We start from the raw sequence: 20,816 nt of genomic DNA on the forward strand, positions 1-20,816 counted from the left end.
GTTTCAAAATTTATAGACCTTATATTGCAGTTAAGCGGCTCCAAATGGCTTATTTGACGTTAAAATTTTAGTATTTTTACAAGGCTATATGTACCGCATATTTAAACTTTTCTGGCAATACAATTTACCTCGTTGGTCAATATTGATCATAGATACATTTATCTGCGCATTTGCTTTAAGTTTAGCCTTTGTTATTCGTTTTGATTTTTCATCTATTCCTATTAACGATGCAAAAAACCTCCCCTATGATTTTATAATTGTACTTGGAATACGTTTCGTTTCATTCGCTATTTCAAAAACATACAAAGGTGTTGTACGTTATACCAGCACGAGAGATACGGTTAGGATTTTTACGGTTGTAGTAAGCGGTAGTGTGATCGTGTTTATTATCAATCTCATTTGCCTTTCAACTCAAGGATTTTATTTTATACCAAACTCCGTTTTAATCATTGATGCACTTGTATCACTATTTCTAATGATTAGTTCACGTTTAACCATTAAAGCCTTGTATTTCGAAATAAAAAATCCTGCGCGTGAAAAGATGAACGTCATTATTTACGGAGCAGGAGAGTCTGGCATTATAACCAAGCGCACACTCGATCGCGATGCCGCCATAAAGTATAATGTTGTTGGTTTTATTGATGACGATGAAAAAAAACATGGCAGAAGTATGGAAGGCGTTTTTGTTTATGGGCTAGGTAAACTTCAAGAATTGATTTCTCAAAATGGTGTTGAATTTGTTATCATATCCATTCAAAAAATTTCCATCAAAAAGAAAAACCATATCACCGATATTTGTTTAGACAACAATGTTCGCGTCCTAAACGTTCCACCTGCTTCTAAATGGATTAATGGAGAACTTAGTTTCAATCAAATTAAAAGTATCCGAATTGAAGATCTTTTAGAGAGGGAGCCAATTCAGTTAGATACAGTGAGCATTCAAGCAGAATTAAAGAATAAAATTATTTTAATTACCGGAGCTGCTGGTAGTATAGGCAGTGAATTAGCCCGACAATGCGCGAAATTCGGTCCGAAAAAATTGTATTTACTAGACCAGTCTGAAAGCCCACTACATGAGCTTGATTTAGAGTTTTCAGATAGACTAATTAAACCACCTTACGAAGTAATTATGGCTGATGTACGTAATTACGACCGTATGAAGAACGTATTTAACACCTTTAAACCCCAGATTGTTTTTCACGCCGCCGCATATAAACATGTGCCAATGATGGAAAACAATCCATCTGAATCGATACTTACAAATATTCTGGGAACTAAAACACTTGCCGATCTTTCGAATGAATTTAATGTAGAGCGTTTTGTTTTTGTAAGCACTGATAAAGCAGTGAATCCTACTAACGTTATGGGTGCCAGTAAACGTATTGCGGAAATTTACATTCAGAGTTTAGGCAAAAATTCAACTACTAAATTTATTACAACCCGGTTTGGAAATGTGCTAGGCTCTAACGGTTCTGTAATACCCAGATTTAAAAAACAAATTGAACAAGGCGGACCTATTACCATTACACATCCTGAAATAACGCGTTACTTTATGACTATTCCTGAAGCTAGTCAATTAGTCCTTGAAGCTTCTGCGATGGGAAAAGGTGGAGAGATTTTTGTTTTCGACATGGGCGATTCTATTAAAATTGTTGATCTTGCCCGTAAAATGATTCTTTTGGTAGGAATGAAAGAGGGGAAGGACATTAGCATTGTGTATACTGGTCTACGTCCGGGCGAAAAACTTTACGAGGAATTGCTTGCAAACAACGAAAACACTTTACCAACGCATCACAGTCAAATTTTGATTGGAAAGGTAAGAGAATACGAGTACGCCGACGTTAAAAAAATTATTGAAGAACTCATAAAAACATTTGATACACAAGATAATGAACTCATTGTTCAACGCATGAAGGATCTTGTGCCAGAGTACATCAGCAATAACTCAATCTTTCAAAAATTAGATTAATGAAAAAGTCTCTCCATTATTTTAGTATCATTTTCATCTTGCTAAATTATTTTCCTACACATTCTCAAAACAATAAAACTGAAAATAAAAAACCAAAATTAGTGATTGGGATCGTTGTTGATCAAATGCGCAACGACTATCTCTACCGTTATTGGAAGCGTTATGGAAACGGAGGTTTTAAACGACTAGTAAATCAAGGTTATTATTTTAAAAACGCGCATTACAATTATGTACCCACATATACCGGTCCTGGACATTGCAGTATTTATACCGGTGCCACTCCCAAAACACATGGCATTATCGGTAACGACTGGTTTGTTAAGGCGAATGGCACTATCACTTACTGTGTCTCTGACAGTAATCAGAAAAGTGTTGGCACAGAAAGTAAAAACGGAAAAATGTCTCCTAAAAATCAATTAAGCAGCACTATCGGTGATGAATTAAAAATGAGTTCTAATCAAAATGCGAAAGTTTTTGCAATTTCTCTTAAAGATAGAAGTGCCGTGTTGCCGGCCGGACATGCTGCTAATGGGGCTTTTTGGTTCGACGACGTAACCGGAAATTTTATTAGTTCTACCTGGTACATGAAAGAACTACCAGAGTGGGTAAAAACGTTTAATGATAAAAAATTATGTAAAAATTATTTGGAGAAAGGCTGGAGTACACTTTATCCCATTGATAGCTACACAAGCTCTCTGCCTGACAACAACCGTTATGAAGAAACTTTAGGAAAAGAAAAACCAATTTTCCCTTACGAATTTAAAACTCAAATAGAAAAAGCTAAATGGGGAATAATTAAAACTATACCTGCAGGAAATTCGCTTACTAAGGATCTGGCTCTTACTTGCATTTTGAGCGAGTCACTCGGAAAAGGCAGCGAAACAGATTTGCTTAGCATTAGTTTTTCAAGTACTGATTATATTGGTCACGCTTTTGGCACAAGGGCGATTGAAACGGAAGATGTTTATTTACGTTTAGATAAGGATATAGAAGAGATTTTAATTACTCTGGACAAAGAACTTGGAGAAGGTAATTATACAGTGTTTCTAACCGCCGATCATGGTGGTGCAGATGTGCCAAATCATTTATTAGACTATAAAATTTTAGCAGGTTACATTAACGAAAAACAAATAGTTAAAGCCGTAAAAAAATACTTTAAAACAAACTATTCGGACACTTTACTTTTCGCGAATATGAGCAACGAACAAGTTTTTTTAAATGAACAAAAAATTACTGAGCTTAAATTAAATAAGAATGATTTAGAAACTGATCTTGCTTCCTTTTTAATTACTCTCCCAGGAATTGCAGAAGCGTACACTTCTATCTCATTAAAAAATACAAGTTATCCGGCTAACGATTTTAAAACTCTTTTGCAGAACGGCTACAATCATAAACTCAGTGGCAACGTTGCTATAATTTACCAACCAGCCTGGATGGATCATGCCGAAAAAGGCACAACTCACGGCGCCGCTTATAATTACGACACACATGTTCCGGTTATTTTTTACGGCATGGGAATTCCTAAAGGCGATTCTTATAAGTATATAAGCATTACTCAAATTGCACCAACGGTATGCGAACTTCTTAAAATCAATCAACCTAATGGCTCAACAGCAGAGCCTTTGAATGATTATTTTAAATGATTTAAGACTGAGATTATTTTTTGTTGTGTTCCTTATGTCCCAAACTAATTTTCATTTTTTTGCTTGGACCATTAAAGTTCAATTTTAAACCCTTCGTGTTCTCTGCGCTTTGCCCTGTGCTTTTTGGTACATAGTTTTTTCCCCGGCGCTTAAGGTTACTCCAAGGAACTAGAATGTTCATATTTGAGTTGCCGTTAAAGTTATAAAGTCCATCCACTACAAATAAGTTCAATACATTGGATGCAATTTCCAACTCATCGATTTGCATTTCGTAGCCTTTGAGTTTAAATTTTTCGTTTAATTCAGAAAACGTTACGTCATTAAAATCACGGTTCCTAAAAAGGAAATTCGAGAGGTTCTGCACAGGTTCAAAGTTTATAAGGTGGCCATTCGTTAATTTCAACTTCACGTCGCCCAGCATTGTTTCAGGTTTCAGATTCATGTTATTATCTAATTCCGTTTTAAAATTTCCATTTAAAGAAATGTTTCCTTTAAGGTTAGATGCAACAACTGCTTCTTGTCCGAAGTTTTCAAACTGCGTGAAAAGCTTGTTCACGTTTACATCCTCGATTGCAATATCTGCATCCAGTTTATTAAAATTTTTAATATTCGCTTTGCCCTTTATAGTTCCATCACAGGTATTTACTGAAAGGGATTTAACATCGAGCGAATTATCTTTGTAGAAAAGTGCAACATCTGCATTATTGGCCTCAACCTTTCTGAATAGAAGATGTTTCGCAAAAAGACTCACATCAAATTCGAACTGACTCTCACTCATTTTTTCTTTATTATTCTTCGATTCTTTAGTTTGTGGCTTTTTAACCTCTTCGCGCGTAACAAAAAGCGGATCCAGTGTTAGCATGTCGGTACGGGCAGAAATTGTTGCTTTAAATTTTTTTGTAAAACCAAAAATATACAGCACAAACCCTTCCACTTTTCCTTTCACATTCGCATTGGCAATATCTGTTATCACACTTAAGTTATCGAATTCCATATCTCGATTATTTAATTGTGATTGACCGTTTATGGTGTACACATAGGGTCTATCCAATTCTTTGTAACTTAAATTTTTAAACGTTAACACAGCGCCGAGATTCATTGGACTCTGCAAAAATTCTTTGCTATTCAATTTATTTGTTGGCCCGCTATAACTCAACCTAGCATTTGCAGATCCTTTTAAAACAAAGGCCTTTGATACTTCATAAGGAATTTTATTTGCCTCGATTAATAAATTCGCTTTAATATCAATATATGGTTGTACTAAGTTTGTTACACTTACCGAAGCGGTAAATGGAAAATCATACACTTTTCCTTTAATAGGCTCAAAGATCACAGAAGCATGTTCTGCATCTCCTTTTTGTTTTGTTGAATCTATGCTTCTTATTCTTCCCCTAAAATCTAATTCCGAATATGGAATCTTACTATTACCAATTAAAAGATCACAATTTTCACCAACAACTTCCGCTATGATAACAGGTTCCTCTCTTTTACCAATATTCACAACTAACAGTATTTTGGCGTCAACAGGACGTTTTACTTCAAAATTCTGAAGCATCTTTCTCATTTTTGGATTAAGCAAAGTGATTACACGCTCGTACTTAATTTTTTTGCTTTCGATTTGTAAGGCTAATTTCTTTTCTTCGCCAAAATTTATAAGTGATGTAACATTATATGGGTGATTCTCAATCTCAACGAAAGAAGGTGGATGAATGCAAATCGTTTTTGTTTCGAATAAATAGTTAACATCCAAATTAAGTGTCGTTCTGGTGTTTTTAAGAAACGCGCCTTTTTCCGGATTAAATAAAAGTTCCTCTACAAGCGTTTTTCCGTTCACAGTAGCCTTTAAACCTTCCGCATACTGCTTCAAACGGATATCTACGTCCATAAAGTTTATGGAGATATTTTGAGCACGCTCTTTATTTACAAATTTGAATTTTACATTTTTGATCGCAACCTTATTTAGACCAAAACTAATTGGGGAATGTTTGCTGGTATCAATAGCTTGTTTTTTAAATTCGAAGTTTTTAGTGCCGTTTTCATTTCTCACCAATAAAACTTCAGCGTCGCTAATAGAAATATATTTTACAATAAATTCTTTATTGAGCATTTTTTTAAGGTTAAAAGACAGAGACAAAGATCCCGCTTTAAGAAGTGGTTCGTTCTTTCCGGTAAGTTCATTCGCAATAAAAACATCTTTGAGCTTAACAGAAGCCTGTGGCCAATTATCAAAAAAAGAAACACGAATATCTTTTACTTGAAGTGTAAGTCCGTAGTTCGTTTTTAAATTGTCAACTAAAAGTGCTGTTAATTCTTTTTTATAAAATGTAATGATAACAAAGACTGTTCCTCCGGCAAGAATAAGAAGTATCAAAAGTCCTATTAAAATTCGCTTGAGGTATTTCATGGATAAATGAAAATTGGAGTTTAACTTAATTTTCAGGCATAGCTAATGTAATAAATAATTAGTCTTAGCAATTAGCTTTTGTCTTTACTTAATTAAGATTAGTCGAATTTTTTGGCAATTAAAACTAAATCCATTGTTTCGGCTTCGGGAAATGCTTTACGTTCTGTGTAAATAAGGCTGAATCCATTGTTTTGTAGCGCTTCTTGAAGATAATCAGCTTGGTGATAATGAATGAACATTTCATCTTTTCCATCACTTGATTTTTTTAATCCTGACTTTTCATAATCGTCTTCCATGGTGCTTATATATAAAAGGCCACCCTTCTTCAAAAGCTCGGAAGAATTTCTTATAAGATCTATAGCTTCTTCTTTTGTAAGATATGGTAAACAAAAGCCGCACATGATTGCGTCAAACTTTTTGTTTAATGAATCTATGTTTCTACAATCCATTTCTTTAAACTCCGCGCTTGGATTATTTTCTTGCGCCAGTTCAAGCATTTTAAGCGCAAGGTCAATTCCTAAAATTTTAAGATCTGGCTTTTGTTTTAAAAGATACTTGGTAATGTTGCCAGGACCGCAGGCTACGTCAAGTAACTCAGCACTATTTTTGGTTATGTGAGAACAAAACAAATCAAAAGTATCGTTGTAGAGATCAAAGTCCATAAACCTTTCTTGATAATCATTTGCTCGTCTATCAAAAATTTCTACCGCTATTTTTGTTTTATTCATAGATAAAAAAATTTGTTCTAGAGTCTCCTAAACAAATCTTTAATATAGTCCATCGTGGCAATCTCTTTATAATTCTCGCCAAAGGCATGGTTCCACATAAAAGGTAAATTGTAACTTACGGTTGCCATCTTATCGAGCGTTTCTTCGTCCCAATCTTTGCTTAAATTTTGAGGAAGTGTGATCTCATGCTTTTTAATCATTTGCATAAACTCACTATGGCCTTGCGGGTAAATATCTGCCAGGTGCTGGAAGATCACACAGTTTGCATAACAATGTCTGGTACCATGAATTTTTGATAAACCATAGCTCAAAGCATGGCATACACCCACTTCGCTGTAGGTTAAACTTAAGCCGCCCATTAATGATGCTACCATTAATATATCATCATTCTCAGGCGAACGGCCAGACTTTTCATTCAAATACACCTCACGACATAAATGCAAAGCCTGATCACCATACGCTAAACTAAATGCGTTATTGCGAATACCGTTATGAGATTCGATACAATGAATGTATGTATCCATACCCGTATAAAACCACCAATCGGTTGGTACGCTAGCAATTAACTCAGGATCTAAAATAACTTGATTGAAAACCGTCCAATCACATTTTAAACCCAATTTCTTTTCAGGACCCGTAAGTACTGCTGTCATGGACACTTCAGCACCTGTACCGGAAATTGTTGGTACGCCTAAATGGTAAATTCCAGGCTTTTTAATAAGATTCAATCCTTGGTACAAAGTAGAAGAACCTTCGTTGGTAACCATTAAGGATAAGGCTTTTGCGATGTCCATAATACTTCCACCACCAATTCCAATAATGCCACTTGGTAATCCTTTTTTAGAAAGAATTTCTTCGCGCAAACTATCAATTTGATCAGTAGTTGGCTCGTAGGAATCTACATCTACAAAAAAGACAAGGTCTTCTTGTTTATTTTGAAGTTTATTACTAAGAGGTTTTCCTTTAAAATAATTATCGACTATAAAAACAAAATACTTATTGTTTTCTTTTCTAATAGGTGCAATGGTTTCATCTAACTGTGAAAATGAACCACGGCCATAAGTAACGCGATCAATGTTTTTGAAATTTTTGTGTGTCATGAGTGTGATTTGTCTTTACTTCCCAGTAAACAATTTATCTGCCATTTCCCAGTTTATGAGGTGCCACCAATTGCTAATGTATTCAGGGCGACGATTTTGATATTTAAGATAAAAAGCGTGTTCCCAAAGATCGAGTACTAAAACCGGTCGCCCATTTTCAGGAACAACTTTCATTAAGGGATTATCTTGGTTTGAAGTGGTGACAACTTTAAGATTGTTTTTTTCATCGGCAATTAACCAGCACCAGCCACTTCCAAAAATCTTATTCGCTTTTTCAGAAAATTCTTTTTGTAGTTCTTCTGGAAATTTAAAGTCTTTTGTAATTGCTTCCGCCAACTTCCCTACTGGTCTGTTTTCTTTTCTTTCTGGATTTGGTTTTAAAAGTGTCCAGAACAAGCAGTGATTATAGTATCCGCCAAGATTATTGCGAATCAGATCTGAGGTTTTCGAATCAACGCTCATGCATTTACCCGCATCATCGGCGTCCATATTGATGTTACTTTTTTTGCGCTCAGCATTTAGTTTGTCAATGTACCCCTGGTGGTGTTTTGTGTGATGGATTTCCATCGTTTTCTTATCTATAAAAGGTTCCAACGCATCGTATGCGAAAGGTAATTTTGGTAAAACAAACAGTGGGTCTGAAGATGACAATTGATTACTAACGGCTTCCAGATTGTTGATACTTTCTTTACCAATAAGTCCACCTGCTAAACCGGTCAATCCAAGCAAGGCACTCTTTTTTAAAAAACTCCTTCTGTTATCACTCATCCTAAAATTGTATCAGTAACTGGTTTTTTTCAACAGCAATGCCCTTAATAGCAGCAATTTTTTTAATCGTTCCGTCTGTTGGCGACTTAAGTATGTTTTCCATTTTCATGGCTTCTAATACTAATAATGCATCGCCTTTTTTAACTTCATCACCTTCATTCACTAAGATTTTTAAAACCATTCCAGGCATTGGTGCTTTTATATCATTTACCTTTTTGGTAGCAAGATTGTCCAATCCAAGACTATGAAGCAACTCATCGTACTTATCTTTCAACTGCAAATTATATTTAACCGAATTTACTTTAAGCACAAGACTTTTTTCTTCTGCATTGATTTTCACAACATCTACTGTATAAGATTTGTTGTTGTATAAAATGTGATATTGGTAAGGACTAATTTTTAGAATATCACCATTTATCAGAGCTTCGTCAAGCTTACCATCAAAATGCGAATCATTGTGCTTTAAGTCTGTTTTAAGCACTTTCTTTCCATTAACTGTTACTGAATACATAGTACAAATTTAGTGTTATTAGCATAAAAAACCCTCTTCCAAAAAAGAAGAGGGTTTAAACTACTTTTATCCGTAGTACGGACTATTTTTTAACGAATTCTCCCATTTTGTTATCAAAATTCAAGAAATAAGCACCTTTTGGAAGATTGCTTACATCAATTTTAGATCCAAATCCTTTTTTTACAATATTCCCGTATTGATCATAAATCTCATACATGGTTTCCATGCTCACGTCTGTTTTTCCTTTTGCAAAAAAATTGATGTCTTTGCTGGTTTTTAGTGGGGCGTAATCTATATCCTTAACGTCACTCATAAAATCGACTGCTTTACTCGTGCGAGGTAAGCCGCTATAATCGGTTTGACGAACACGTAATTGATTTTTACCGCTGTGAGGTGCTATTTTAAAAGAATAATCATTACTGGTTGGCGTTCCAACTCCGTCAACCTCTCCAACCTTTACCCACTTGTTCCAACGGAATTGCTCAATAATAAATGTTAATTTGCCTGTTTCAGATTTTGTTGACCACTTGAAAGTGCCGTCTTTATCCGCAGTCATGGCTATAACCTCATATGTACTCTTAGGCTTAAGAACTTCTGGATTCAACACTTTTGGTTTACAACCTTCTTTGTGAAAAATTTTAACCTCAACCTTATCGCCAATGTTTAATTTGTGAGGTTTTAAGTCAATTTCAAAGGCGCTCGAGGTCAATTCGTCTGTGGTAATATTATCGTTTACTTTTACTTCAGTTACACAAAAACCTACTCCACCTGGGCCATAAGGATTTTGCACATACAATACCTTTCCTTGATATGTTCCTTCAAGAATTATTACATTTTGAGATTTTATAGCATTGGAGAGAACAAAAAAGCAAAAAGTATATAGTATGAATCCCTTCATTAATTTTAAAAACCAACTGTTAACCTGCAATATTATAACCTAATTTCTGAATAACAAAATATATTTGGTCGAAAAATACGATTTCTTTACCATATTATAAAGTAAAAAGTGGTATTTTTTCAACCCAAACTACTTCATAACGAAGTCTGAATTTATTGGCTCCTATGCCAATTTGATTTTTTATAACACTTCACATCACGCACATAACGCAATGTTTTGAGTTGAATTAAAAACGCGTCTTTTTTTACTTCTTCAACGTTATCTTTTTTAGTATTTTTAGAATCAATATGCCGAATCTGTTTAAGAAAAATGCGATTGCACACTCATGCACCCAAACAAAACTTGTAGCTCACGCATGAAGGTTACAAAACTTGTTTACACCATAGCCTTGTGTGTTCTTTTTCCTCTTGTACAAAGAGCTCAGTATATCATTAGCGGAAAAGTTTTTGCGACTAGTGATAAAGAAGCTTTGCCATTTGTTTCAGTTATAATTAAAGGGACAACTATTGGTGCACAAACTGATTTTGATGGTAACTTTACAATCAATAGCCCTAAAATGGGCGATTCGTTGGTGGCAATTTATGTTGGTTACAAACGTTTATCGCGCCCTCTTAAAAAGACCGAAAGGCAAACAGTTAATTTTCCGATGGAGAGCACAGGGTTCTCCTTAGATGAAGTAGTAATTAACGCAGGCGAAAACCCAGCCCACAGAATTATTCGCAACTGCGTGAAAAATAAATATAGAAACGATAGAAGTCAACTTGAGTCATATGAGTATGAAGTCTACAACAAACTTGAATTTGATCTTACCCGCATTTCAAAACAAATGCGTGATAGAAAAATCTTAAAACCCATTGCTTTTGTATTTGATAATGTAGACAGCACCAACAGTGGTGAAAAGCCTTCACTTCCGTTTTTTATTGTCGAGAATCTCTCAAAGTTTTATCACAAAAGTAATCCAAGCAGAAAAAAAGAGATTGTTATTGGTAGCAAAATTACCGGTATTGAAAACTCCAGCATATCGCAAGTTTTGGGTGACATGTATCAAAATATAAACGTTTACGATAATAATATTTTGGTGTTTAATAAACAGTTTCCCAGTCCGCTTAGCGAAAACGCACTGTTCTATTACAAATTTTATTTGCAAGACAGTGCTTTTGAAAACAACCAATACATCTATCATTTAAGCTTTAAACCCAAACGTGTGCAAGAATTAAGTTTTTCTGGTAATATCTGGATTGCAGATACCACGTGGGGTGTAAAGCGCTTGGAAATGAGTATACCAAAAGACGCAAATATTAATTTCATAAATACCGCAAATGTTATTCAAGAATTTAATTATCGCGATAGTGCTTGGACAATGATTAAAGACCGCTTGGTCATTGATTTTGCGCCTACCAAAAAAGCAATGGGTTTTTACGGAAGGAAAACCGCTTCGTATAAAAATGTAATATTTAATCAACCAAAAGATGACAAGTTCTATGAGTTTGCCGACAAAATAATTGTGGAAGAAGGCGCAACGTCAAGATCGGACGAGTTCTGGACTGAGAACCGACATGACACGCTCACTGCGAGAGAAAAAAAGATTTTCAAAATGATAGACACCATTCAGTCTTTACCTATTTATAAAACGTGGGTCGACATTTTTTATATTTTGGTTGCCGGTCATAAAAAAATAAACAATTTTGAAATCGGTCCTTATTTTAACTTAGTTTCATATAACGCTATTGAAGGTTTACGTCTACGCTTTGGAGGAAGAACCAGCAATCTTTTTAGTAAGTGGTATGAACTGAGTGGATACGTGGCTTATGGGCTAAAAGATGAGAAATTAAAATACGCTCTTGGTTTTAAAAGTTTCGTTTCCAAAAAACCAAGTAGGCAAATTATTGGAATGAATTACATTAGTGACAACGAAATTCTTGGCCAGAGCACGAATGGTTTTTCACAAGATAACGTCTTAGCATCTTTTTTCAGATCAAGCCCACTTAATAATTTAACGCGTGTAAATAGTGTTCAAGCTTATTATGAAAGGGAGTGGTTTCCGGGCCTAATAAGTCGTTTCAGCTTAATTGGCAGGCGGTTTACTACACTTGGATCCAATCAATATTTGTTTCAGAAAAGAGACGGGGGCATTGGAGAACGCGAAAGCATTAACAATACAGAAGCCCGAATAAATTTGCGTTTTGCCTGGAAGGAAAAATATGTCGGTGAAGGCTTTAGACGGTTATCTATTGGAACAAGGTTCCCAATACTTCAATTATATTATTCCAAATCGCTTCAAAATGCATTTAGGGGGGAGTATGATTATCACAGACTTGTAGTAAACGTAAGCGATAGAATAAGAATTACTCCCATCTTAGGATACACAGACTATGTAATTGGCGCAGGAAAAATTTGGGGTCCAGTACCCTATCCGTTGATGGAATTGCATAGCGGCAATCAAACCTACATTTATGATTACATGGCATTTAACATGATGAGGTATTACGAATTTGCCAGTGATCAATTTTTTTCTCTAGCAGTTTATCATCATTTTGAAGGAATATTTCTAAATAAAGTACCTTTGTTGAGAAAATTAAAATGGCGGGAAGTTATTACGGCAAAAGCTGTATGGGGAACAGTAAACAATAAAAACCGAAGAACACTACTATTTCCAAACACTTTGTCTGCTCTAGATAAAGGACCTTATGTAGAAGCTAGTGCAGGTATAGAAAATATTTTTAAAATTTTTAGAATAGATGCCTTTTGGCGTTTGAGTTATCAATCACCACGCGCAATTGAAAATTTTGGAATTAAATTTGGATTTCAGTTAACTTTATAAAAATGATTTTAAGAAGCGAAAATCTGGTGAAAAAATACAAGAGTCGAACCGTTGCCAATATGGTTTCTGTTCAGGTGGCACAGGGTGAAATTGTTGGGCTTCTTGGGCCAAATGGTGCTGGAAAAACGACTTCGTTTTACATGATCGTTGGAATGGTAAAACCGAATAGTGGTAAAATATTTTTAGATGATTTAGATATAACCAAAGAACCCATGTACCGGAGAGCGCAATTGGGCATAGGATATTTACCACAAGAAGCCTCTGTATTTAGAAAACTCAGCATAGAAGATAATTTATACGCTATTTTGGAAATGACTAAGCTCACGAAAAAAGAGCAAATGATGAAAGCAGAAAGTTTGTTAGATGAGTTTGCATTACATCATGTTAGAAAAAATCTTGGTGATCAGTTAAGCGGTGGCGAACGCCGGAGAACAGAAATAGCAAGGGCTCTAGCTACTGATCCAAAATTTATTTTATTGGATGAGCCTTTTGCAGGAGTTGATCCTATTGCCGTAGAGGACATTCAAGAAGTTGTAAGAAAACTGAAAGAAAAAAATATTGGTATTCTTATTACCGATCATAATGTGCATGAAACATTAAGTATCACCGATAGGGCGTATTTATTGTATTCGGGAAGTGTTATAAAAAGTGGTACGGCCGAAGACCTCGCCAATGACGAACAGGTGCGCAAAGTTTATTTGGGAGAAAATTTTGAATTAAGAAAATAGTTTTATGGAACTTCTCTTTGCTTCCTCTAACAAAAATAAAATTAAAGAAATAGCGGCCTTATTACCGAAAGATTATGTTTTAAGTGGCTTGCAAGACGTTGGTGTTTTTGAAGAAATTCCAGAAACCGGACAAACCATTAAAGATAATTCTTTATTAAAAGCACAGTACGTTGTAAGTTTTTTGAAAAATAAAAATACAGCAATGGCTGTATTTGCTGATGACAGTGGTTTAGAGGTAGAAGCACTTAATAATGCTCCTGGAGTATATAGTGCGCGTTACGCTGGGGTTCCAAAAAGCGATGAATCAAATAACAAAAAATTACTTACAGAATTAAAAGGTGTTTCAAACAGAAATGCGCGATTTGTAACAGTGATTACATTAATTTTAAATGATACGATTCACTACTTTGAAGGAGAAGTAAAAGGCGCTATCGGCCCAAAACCTTCTGGATATAACGGTTTTGGCTATGATCCTTTATTTATTCCTGAAGGTTACTCGAATACTTTTGCTGATTTAAGTCCAGAAATAAAAAACAGCATAAGCCATCGTTCAATTGCAGTAAAAAAATTAATTCGTTTTTTGGAACAACAAGCGCAACGTTAGACTATTCCTTAACCCTTATCATTTTAAAAGCTTAAGGTTGTTCAATTGGTTTAAATGGTTCCAAACTGCTTAAAGAAACAACAGAAAACGCAGAGCAAGAAATATAAAACCCGAAACAAGAAACATTAGATCTCCCAAGCTTTCCAATCCATTTCTTCTCCACTTAAAATGCCCAGATAACTAGAGTATCTTTCTTCACTTATTTCTCCTTTCTCTACAGCTGCAATAATAGCGCATTTAGGCTCGTTCACATGAATACAATTATTAAACTTACAGTCATTCATTCGCTCACGAATTTCAGGAAAATAATGTCCGATCTCCTCTTTTTTCATTTCTACAAGCCCAAGTTCTTTTATGCCCGGACTATCAATAATACTGCCTCCAAAATCTAGTGAATGTAATTCAGCAAAGGTAGTTGTATGCATACCTTTTGCATGAGCAGAAGATATTTCGCCCGTTTTTAAATTCAATCCTGGTTGTAAGGCGTTTATAAATGTGGACTTTCCAACCCCCGAATGGCCCGCTATTAGCGTTGTTTTATTCTCAAAAACTTGTTTCAGTGCTTCAATTTGTTTTAAATCATAACTGCTCACTTCAAAACATTCATATCCAATATCAGTATAAAGTTGAATTATTTCTTTTTGAGCAGTTAACGATTCCTCGTTTAATAAATCGCATTTATTAAAAATGAGTTTTGCAGGTATTCTGTAAGCTTCTGACGTAATTAAAAAACGGTCGATAAACCCTAAGCTTGTTCTTGGAGAAACAAGTGTAACAATTAAAACAGTTTGATCGAGGTTACTTGCCAGTATTTGTGACTGCTTGCTAAGGTTAATCGATTTACGAATAATATAATTTTTTCGCGGATGAATTTTTTTGATAGAAGCTTCATCATTTTCCTCAATGTCAAAATCCACAATATCTCCAACAGCAATAGGATTAGTCGTCTTTCGCCCTTCGAGACGAATTTTGCCCTTTAATACGCATTCATAAACTCTTTCCTTTGTTTTTACCAGATACCTGCTACCAGTAGATTTTATAACAACTCCCTCCATATTCAATACCCTCTTTTGAGGTTTATAAAAATAACCATTTTTGATCTAAACTCATTTCCAAACCAAACAAATGACAAGAAAGTTTAAATTAAAAAAATATAGGGGATTTCCTTTAGAAAAAGGAATAAAATTATACTTAATTTAGGCCACTTTTTAAATCAATAAGAACTAAACACAGAATAATGAAAGAAGTATATGTAGTATCGGCAGTAAGAACCGCAATTGGTTCTTTTGGTGGAACGCTAGCGGGAACGCCGGCAACAAAATTAGGTGCTGAAGCCATAAAAGCAGCCATTGAAAAGATTAAATTAGATGGCAAATTAGTAAACGAGGTGTTTATGGGATCGGTAATGCAGGCCAACTTAGGTCAGGCTCCTGCCCGTCAAGCAGCAAAATTTGCTGGGCTACCGGATAGTGTAAATTGTACAACCGTAAATAAAGTATGTGCCAGTGGCATGAAATCTATTTCACTTGGCGCGCAAAGTATTTTATTGGGCGACAATGATATTGTTGTTGCAGGTGGAATGGAAAACATGAGCTCAGTACCCTTTTATTCTGACAGCACACGTTGGGGGAATAAATACGGTGACGCTAAGTTAATTGATGGTCTTGCAAAAGATGGTTTAACGGACGTTTACGGTAATGTGCCTATGGGAAATTGTGCTGAGCTTTGTGCTAAGGACATGAAATTTACCCGTGAAGAACAAGATGCATTCGCAATTGAATCATACAAGCGTTCAGCAGCGGCGTGGAGTGCGGGTAAATATAAAGAAGAAGTAATTCCCGTTACAGTAAAAACAAGAAAAGGTGATGTTGTGTTTTCAGAAGACGAAGAATATAAAACCGTAAACTTTGAAAAAATTCCAACTTTAAAGCCCGTGTTTCAAAAAGACGGAAGTGTAACTGCGGCTAACGCAAGTACCATGAACGATGGAGCGGCAGCTTTAGTTTTAATGAGTAAGGAAAAAGCAGATTCTTTAGGATTAAAACCTTTAGCTAAAATTATTGCTTATGCCGATGCTGAAACTGCTCCGGAATGGTTTACAACATCGCCAAGTCTGGCCGTGCCTAAAGCAGTTGAAAAAGCAGGTTTAAAAATGAGTGATATTGAATATTTTGAATTAAACGAAGCCTTTAGTGTTGTTGGTCTTGCAAACATCAAGCTAATGAATTTAGATCCTGCAAAAGTAAATGTGAATGGCGGTGCTGTTTCTATAGGGCATCCTTTAGGAGCAAGTGGCGCACGTATAATAGTTACTTTAATCAATGTTTTAAAACAAAATAAAGCAAAATACGGCGCTGCCGGAATTTGCAACGGTGGTGGTGGTGCTACCGCTATTGTTATCGAAAACATGAACTAATAAAAATCACGTTAATTAAAAGCTTCTACTCAAAAAAGTGGAAGCTTTTTTTGTTTACTTTTATGCCTCAGTAAAAACAATAATATCATCATATGAAATCAACTGCTTTAACCAATAAACACATTTCATTAGGAGCTAAAATGGTTCCTTTTGCAGGTTACAACATGCCTGTTTCTTACAAAGGTTTAAACGAAGAACATGCTGCTGTGCGTAATAGTGTAGGTGTGTTTGATGTAAGTCACATGGGAGAGTTTATTTTAAAGGGGCCAAATGCATTAAATCTAATTCAAAAAGTAACCAGTAACGATGCCTCTGTATTAACTGACGGTAAAGCTCAATATTCTTGTTTGCCAAATAATGATGGCGGCATAGTTGATGATCTTCTTGTTTACAAAATTGACGCTGAAACGTATATGTTGGTTGTAAACGCAAGTAACATTGAAAAAGACTGGAATTGGATAAAACAAAACGATAGTTGGAACGTAGATCTGAAAAACATTTCAGATGACACCTCTTTATTAGCTGTTCAAGGTCCGAATGCTCTTAAAGCCTTGCAAAAACTAACTGATGTTCAACTTTCTGACATTCCTTATTATAGTTTTGTAAAAGGAAAGTTTAATGACACTGATAATATAGTTATCAGTAACACTGGATACACGGGAGCAGGCGGTTTTGAGTTGTATTTCGATAACAAATACGCTGAAAAGATGTGGGATGCTATTTTTGAGGCTGGAAAAGAATTTGATATTCGTCCTATTGGTCTAGGTGCACGTGATACTCTGCGTTTAGAAATGGGATTTTGTTTGTATGGTAACGATATTGATGATACAACTTCTCCCATTGAAGCAGGATTAGGCTGGATTACCAAGTTTACTAAAGACTTTACAAATCGCGCAAAAATTGAAGAACAAAAACAAAAGGGTGTAAGCAAAAAATTAGTTGGTTTTGAAATGATTGATCGCGGAATTCCTCGTCACGACTATCAAATAGCAGATGCAAATGGAAATGTAATTGGAAAAGTTACCTCTGGAACTCAATCTCCAACTTTAAATAAAGCTTTAGGCTTAGGTTATGTAAATACTGCGTTTTCAAAAGCGGATACTGAAATTTATATTCTGATTCGCGATAAAGCTATAAAAGCGAAAGTTTGTAAAATTCCTTTCTTAAAAAAGTAAGTCCTGTGGTTTTTTGAGTCATTATTGCTCAAGAAAATTAAAATTTATCGATATTATTTAGATTTTAATCTAAAAAAACCAAACGAGTAAGATTAAAACAATTATATTTGATAGTTGATCATGAAGAAATTTATACCTGTTTTAATTCTGTTCTGTTATGTAGAACTCATGCAATCCCAAACTTGGGAGCTCTTTGGCAATGATACTATTAATAAAATTGACGCGAACGGTAAAAAGCAATCTCGATGGATCGTAATGGGCAAACACAAGCCCGGATCTTGTTACAAACCCGATCAAAAAGCAGAAGAAGGTAAATATCTCGATAATCGTAAAGCTGAAATTTGGTATGAATATTATTGTAATAGTAATATGAAAAACAAATTAACCTTCGTAAATGGTCGTCCTGATGGTTATGCGCAAATGTTTCATGAAAATGGAAAAATAAGTGAAGAAGGAAATTGGAAAAATAACCGCTGGGTAGGCAACTACAAGCTTTATTATGATAACGGGCAGGTTCAACATGAATTTGTTTTTAGTCAAACTGGTAAACGGGAAGGTCCTCAGAAATACTTTTACGATAATGGTCAACTAGCAATCGAAGGAAATTTTTCTAACGGTAAGGAAAGTGGTATTATTAAAGAATATTACGAAAATGGCGATCAAAAAGCAGAGAAAAATTTTGCAGACGGGAATGTAGATGTAGCTTCTATCAAGGAGTTTCAACCAAAAAAACCTATCGCTCCTAAATCTGAAAATCCTGCCGAAAATGCTCCTGCGGTAAAAGTAAAAGATGATGAACGTCCAAATGAAGCTGCAAAAAAAGGTATTCCAGCTAAAGGGCCTATGATGTTAAACGGCCAGTATACTTTGTACAATAGAGACAAACAAATTACAAAAGATGGTGTTTTTAAAGACAATCGTTTTATGGATGGAAAAGCCTACTTCTATAACGACAATGGTATCTTAACTCGCGTGGCCGTTTATAAAAATGGTATTTACGTTGGTGATACCCAAGTAGAAAATTAAAATCCCTTTTATTGTTTTATTATAAAAATTGAAAAGCTCTAAACTTTAGAACTTTTATAATGCTCTCCTACAATTACTTTTAGTGACTGGTGTTTATTTTCAAAAAACACTTCTTTATCGGTGAATTCAGGATCACCATCAAAATGTATCGTGTCTTTTTGATCTCTAGTAATTTTTACAGTGTTTGTAGAATAAGTTTCAACATGTTTACTTAAGTGGGCTTTATTAGAAAGTATTTTTATCATCAATCCAAAAACCTGGAAAAAATTAAACGGTTTCAAAATTGCTATGTGAAACAATCCGTCTTCAATGTTTGCCTGTGGAGCGATATAAAAATCATTCCCATACTGTCCTGCATTGGCAACGGTGATTAAAAATGCTTTACGTTGAATTGTTTGTCCGTTAAATTCAATTGTATAATTTTTTGCCCTGTATTTAAATAGTTCTCTGAAGGTGATTTTGACATAGCCTTGCAAGCCTCTTTTTTCAAGTGATGCGAACAGATTGCCAATATGTGCATCGAAACCTATTCCGCTCGTGCAAAAAAACGGAATACCATTCACAGAGCCGCTATCAATGGTTGTAGTTTTGCCTTGTGCTATTTGTCGTACCACTTCATCGATTTTCATTGATAAGCCAAGAGATCTGGCCAAACCATTTCCAGAACCTATTGGAACTATTCCCAATGTTATGCCTGTATTTAAAATTGTTTTTGCAACGTGATTCACAGTACCATCTCCGCCTACAGCTATTGCATCTGTGAACCCCTGCGTTTTTAGAAGCTCCGTTATTTCTTCAAAGTGATCTTTATCTTTCCAAATAACCACTACATAATTTATTTCCTTCGGCACATTTTTTTTAATGGCGTCAATAATTTTTTCTGAAATCCGTTTTCCTGCATTAGGATTAACAATAAACAATATTTTACGTGGCATTTTAAACGCTGATGATTTCGTTATAGATTCTGTGTTTTGCATTTGCTACCCAATTTTTAAACCAAGGATTTGAAGCGTCAAAAGTACTAGAAAAATTGGTTAATTTGCTTAAATCAAAGCTATCTGAAAAAATTCCAGCGCCTGCCTTATACGCATCGCGTGAGTTACAAAACTGTTCGTAGTGCCCTTGAATTGGAACCATCATGACCGGTTTTCCCAAATACATTGCTTCGCACACACTCTCAAATCCCGCGCTACTAGCTAGTCCTTTAGACTTACTCATCATCTCTAAAAACAAGGTGTCGTTAATGGCGTGGACAAAAAGTTTTGTTTTGTCAAATTCATAACTAGAATTAATTTTATCGGGTCGATCCGTAAAACAGTGTAGAACAATCTCTGGATTGTTTTTGTGCCAACTTAATACTTCCTCAAAATAACCACTGTTTACAAGGTATATCAGATAAAAATCGTCTTTTCCGGTCTGTAATTCAAAAATTTCTTTTCTCAAAAGTGGTGGCACAATAACAACTTCCTCGTTGTTTGTGTGTATTTTATAAAATGAAAGCCCTAGATTTTTCGAAGAACCTGTAGAAGTTAATCGCGTAAAGAATTTTATTGCCGCCTTGTCGAGCCAATGTCCGGCTGGGAATTCAAAATCCTGATGAAAATAAATATATTGGTGTGCTACACAAATAAGTTTCGCTTTTGGTTTATAAAACCGATAATACAGTCCAATTAACAAATCGAAAAAATTTATCACCACATCCGGTTGGTGTTCTTTCATAAGGAAGTCAATCTGTTTCAGACTATCTCTAAACGTTCTTATCTTTTTAAAATTATGCGTTACAGACCTTGTAATATTTATGCTTTTATTGTCTTTATCACAAACAAAATTTGGACTTTGCAATTGAATGATGGGGCATTTAATTTTATCAAAGAAAAACCTTGGAACATCTCTTGTGCCAGAGGATCCGAGAATAACAGCACAAACTGTATGACCAGCCTCCACTAACATATCGTACATGCTTAGTGCCTGAGTCATGTGTCCGCGGCCTTCGCCTTGAATACTTAAAATATACTTTCTCGACAT

17 protein-coding genes are annotated in these 20,816 nt (G+C 35.1%); 8 read left to right on the forward strand and 9 right to left on the reverse strand.

The window, feature by feature from the left end; translation table 11 throughout:
* Positions 1-88 precede the first annotated feature (88 nt).
* Positions 89-1,969, forward strand: coding sequence for a polysaccharide biosynthesis protein (locus P2086_RS03295; protein ID WP_317899009.1), 1,881 nt, complete (start codon positions 89-91; stop codon positions 1,967-1,969).
* On the forward strand, positions 1,969-3,612 hold the full coding sequence (gene pafA, locus P2086_RS03300; RefSeq protein ID WP_317899010.1) for an alkaline phosphatase PafA: 1,644 nt from the start codon (positions 1,969-1,971) through the stop codon (positions 3,610-3,612). The genes P2086_RS03295 and pafA overlap by 1 nt, the downstream gene beginning before the upstream one ends.
* A gap of 13 nt (positions 3,613-3,625) precedes the next feature.
* Here the strand turns inward: pafA and P2086_RS03305 are convergent, their stop codons facing one another.
* The 6 genes from P2086_RS03305 to P2086_RS03330 all read right to left on the reverse strand — a co-directional run bounded on the left by P2086_RS03305 (position 3,626) and on the right by P2086_RS03330 (position 10,021).
* Positions 3,626-5,983, reverse strand: a complete 2,358-nt coding sequence (locus P2086_RS03305) for an AsmA family protein (RefSeq protein WP_396127453.1) — start codon at positions 5,981-5,983, stop codon at positions 3,626-3,628.
* 131 nt (positions 5,984-6,114) lie between these two features.
* Complete coding sequence (locus tag P2086_RS03310) at positions 6,115-6,744, reverse strand: class I SAM-dependent methyltransferase (protein WP_317899012.1); 630 nt, start codon at positions 6,742-6,744, stop codon at positions 6,115-6,117.
* Positions 6,745-6,761: 17 nt separating this feature from the next.
* Positions 6,762-7,844 (reverse strand): iron-containing alcohol dehydrogenase family protein, encoded by a 1,083-nt coding sequence (locus P2086_RS03315; RefSeq protein WP_317899013.1) that lies wholly within the window; start codon positions 7,842-7,844, stop codon positions 6,762-6,764.
* Positions 7,845-7,859: 15 nt separating this feature from the next.
* On the reverse strand, positions 7,860-8,612 hold the full coding sequence (locus tag P2086_RS03320) for a superoxide dismutase (protein ID WP_317899014.1): 753 nt from the start codon (positions 8,610-8,612) through the stop codon (positions 7,860-7,862).
* A 1-nt stretch (position 8,613) separates the two neighbouring features.
* The gene (locus P2086_RS03325; RefSeq protein ID WP_317899015.1) at positions 8,614-9,123 is read right to left on the reverse strand and encodes an acyl-CoA carboxylase biotin carboxyl carrier protein subunit; all 510 of its coding nucleotides are present in this window, start codon (positions 9,121-9,123) and stop codon (positions 8,614-8,616) included.
* Positions 9,124-9,205: 82 nt separating this feature from the next.
* Positions 9,206-10,021 carry a T9SS type A sorting domain-containing protein gene (locus P2086_RS03330; protein WP_317899016.1) on the reverse strand — a complete coding sequence of 272 codons (816 nt, stop codon included), beginning with the start codon at positions 10,019-10,021 and terminating at the stop codon, positions 9,206-9,208.
* 355 nt (positions 10,022-10,376) lie between these two features.
* On the opposite strand from P2086_RS03330, the gene P2086_RS03335 reads away from it, so the two are divergent.
* Genes P2086_RS03335 through rdgB form a run of 3 tightly spaced genes read left to right on the forward strand, consistent with a single transcriptional unit; the run spans position 10,377 to position 14,174 of the window.
* Complete coding sequence (locus P2086_RS03335) at positions 10,377-12,842, forward strand: DUF5686 and carboxypeptidase-like regulatory domain-containing protein (protein ID WP_317899017.1); 2,466 nt, start codon at positions 10,377-10,379, stop codon at positions 12,840-12,842.
* Between the two features lie 2 nt (positions 12,843-12,844).
* Positions 12,845-13,570 (forward strand): LPS export ABC transporter ATP-binding protein, encoded by a 726-nt coding sequence (gene lptB, locus P2086_RS03340; RefSeq protein ID WP_317899018.1) that lies wholly within the window; start codon positions 12,845-12,847, stop codon positions 13,568-13,570.
* A gap of 4 nt (positions 13,571-13,574) precedes the next feature.
* Entirely contained in the window at positions 13,575-14,174 is a 600-nt protein-coding gene (gene rdgB / locus P2086_RS03345) for an RdgB/HAM1 family non-canonical purine NTP pyrophosphatase (RefSeq protein WP_317899019.1), read from the forward strand.
* A gap of 125 nt (positions 14,175-14,299) precedes the next feature.
* Here the strand turns inward: rdgB and rsgA are convergent, their stop codons facing one another.
* Entirely contained in the window at positions 14,300-15,229 is a 930-nt protein-coding gene (gene rsgA, locus P2086_RS03350) for a ribosome small subunit-dependent GTPase A (protein WP_317899020.1), read from the reverse strand.
* 182 nt (positions 15,230-15,411) lie between these two features.
* Here rsgA and P2086_RS03355 point away from each other — a divergent pair, with 182 nt between their 5' ends.
* The 3 genes from P2086_RS03355 to P2086_RS03365 all read left to right on the forward strand — a co-directional run bounded on the left by P2086_RS03355 (position 15,412) and on the right by P2086_RS03365 (position 18,791).
* The gene (locus P2086_RS03355; RefSeq protein ID WP_317899021.1) at positions 15,412-16,590 is read left to right on the forward strand and encodes an acetyl-CoA C-acyltransferase; all 1,179 of its coding nucleotides are present in this window, start codon (positions 15,412-15,414) and stop codon (positions 16,588-16,590) included.
* A 92-nt stretch (positions 16,591-16,682) separates the two neighbouring features.
* Positions 16,683-17,765, forward strand: coding sequence for a glycine cleavage system aminomethyltransferase GcvT (gene gcvT / locus P2086_RS03360; protein WP_317899022.1), 1,083 nt, complete (start codon positions 16,683-16,685; stop codon positions 17,763-17,765).
* 120 nt (positions 17,766-17,885) lie between these two features.
* The gene (locus tag P2086_RS03365; protein ID WP_317899023.1) at positions 17,886-18,791 is read left to right on the forward strand and encodes a toxin-antitoxin system YwqK family antitoxin; all 906 of its coding nucleotides are present in this window, start codon (positions 17,886-17,888) and stop codon (positions 18,789-18,791) included.
* 38 nt (positions 18,792-18,829) lie between these two features.
* Here the strand turns inward: P2086_RS03365 and P2086_RS03370 are convergent, their stop codons facing one another.
* Positions 18,830-19,768 carry a diacylglycerol/lipid kinase family protein gene (locus tag P2086_RS03370; protein ID WP_317899024.1) on the reverse strand — a complete coding sequence of 313 codons (939 nt, stop codon included), beginning with the start codon at positions 19,766-19,768 and terminating at the stop codon, positions 18,830-18,832.
* Positions 19,728-20,816 (reverse strand): glycosyltransferase family protein, encoded by a 1,089-nt coding sequence (locus P2086_RS03375; protein WP_317899025.1) that lies wholly within the window; start codon positions 20,814-20,816, stop codon positions 19,728-19,730. Before P2086_RS03375 ends, P2086_RS03370 begins: the two co-directional genes overlap by 41 nt.

Origin of the sequence: Aurantibacillus circumpalustris (genome assembly GCF_029625215.1) — a bacterium.
Classification (GTDB): Bacteria; Bacteroidota; Bacteroidia; order B-17B0; family Aurantibacillaceae; genus Aurantibacillus; species Aurantibacillus circumpalustris.

Excerpts from the sequence above, each read along its gene's own strand:
- P2086_RS03370 (WP_317899024.1), bottom strand. The coding sequence starts at position 19,768 with ATGCAAAACACAGAATCTATAACGAAATCATCAGCGTTTAAAATGCCA.
- P2086_RS03365 (WP_317899023.1), top strand. The coding sequence starts at position 17,886 with ATGAAGAAATTTATACCTGTTTTAATTCTGTTCTGTTATGTAGAACTC.
- P2086_RS03310 (WP_317899012.1), bottom strand. The coding sequence starts at position 6,744 with ATGAATAAAACAAAAATAGCGGTAGAAATTTTTGATAGACGAGCAAAT.
- rdgB (WP_317899019.1), top strand. The coding sequence starts at position 13,575 with ATGGAACTTCTCTTTGCTTCCTCTAACAAAAATAAAATTAAAGAAATA.
- P2086_RS03335 (WP_317899017.1), top strand. The coding sequence starts at position 10,377 with ATGAAGGTTACAAAACTTGTTTACACCATAGCCTTGTGTGTTCTTTTT.
- P2086_RS03355 (WP_317899021.1), top strand. The coding sequence starts at position 15,412 with ATGAAAGAAGTATATGTAGTATCGGCAGTAAGAACCGCAATTGGTTCT.
- P2086_RS03330 (WP_317899016.1), bottom strand. The coding sequence starts at position 10,021 with ATGAAGGGATTCATACTATATACTTTTTGCTTTTTTGTTCTCTCCAAT.
- pafA (WP_317899010.1), top strand. The coding sequence starts at position 1,969 with ATGAAAAAGTCTCTCCATTATTTTAGTATCATTTTCATCTTGCTAAAT.
- rsgA (WP_317899020.1), bottom strand. The coding sequence starts at position 15,229 with ATGGAGGGAGTTGTTATAAAATCTACTGGTAGCAGGTATCTGGTAAAA.
- gcvT (WP_317899022.1), top strand. The coding sequence starts at position 16,683 with ATGAAATCAACTGCTTTAACCAATAAACACATTTCATTAGGAGCTAAA.
- P2086_RS03320 (WP_317899014.1), bottom strand. The coding sequence starts at position 8,612 with ATGAGTGATAACAGAAGGAGTTTTTTAAAAAAGAGTGCCTTGCTTGGA.
- P2086_RS03325 (WP_317899015.1), bottom strand. The coding sequence starts at position 9,123 with ATGTATTCAGTAACAGTTAATGGAAAGAAAGTGCTTAAAACAGACTTA.
- P2086_RS03375 (WP_317899025.1), bottom strand. The coding sequence starts at position 20,816 with ATGTCGAGAAAGTATATTTTAAGTATTCAAGGCGAAGGCCGCGGACAC.
- P2086_RS03315 (WP_317899013.1), bottom strand. The coding sequence starts at position 7,844 with ATGACACACAAAAATTTCAAAAACATTGATCGCGTTACTTATGGCCGT.
- P2086_RS03295 (WP_317899009.1), top strand. The coding sequence starts at position 89 with ATGTACCGCATATTTAAACTTTTCTGGCAATACAATTTACCTCGTTGG.
- lptB (WP_317899018.1), top strand. The coding sequence starts at position 12,845 with ATGATTTTAAGAAGCGAAAATCTGGTGAAAAAATACAAGAGTCGAACC.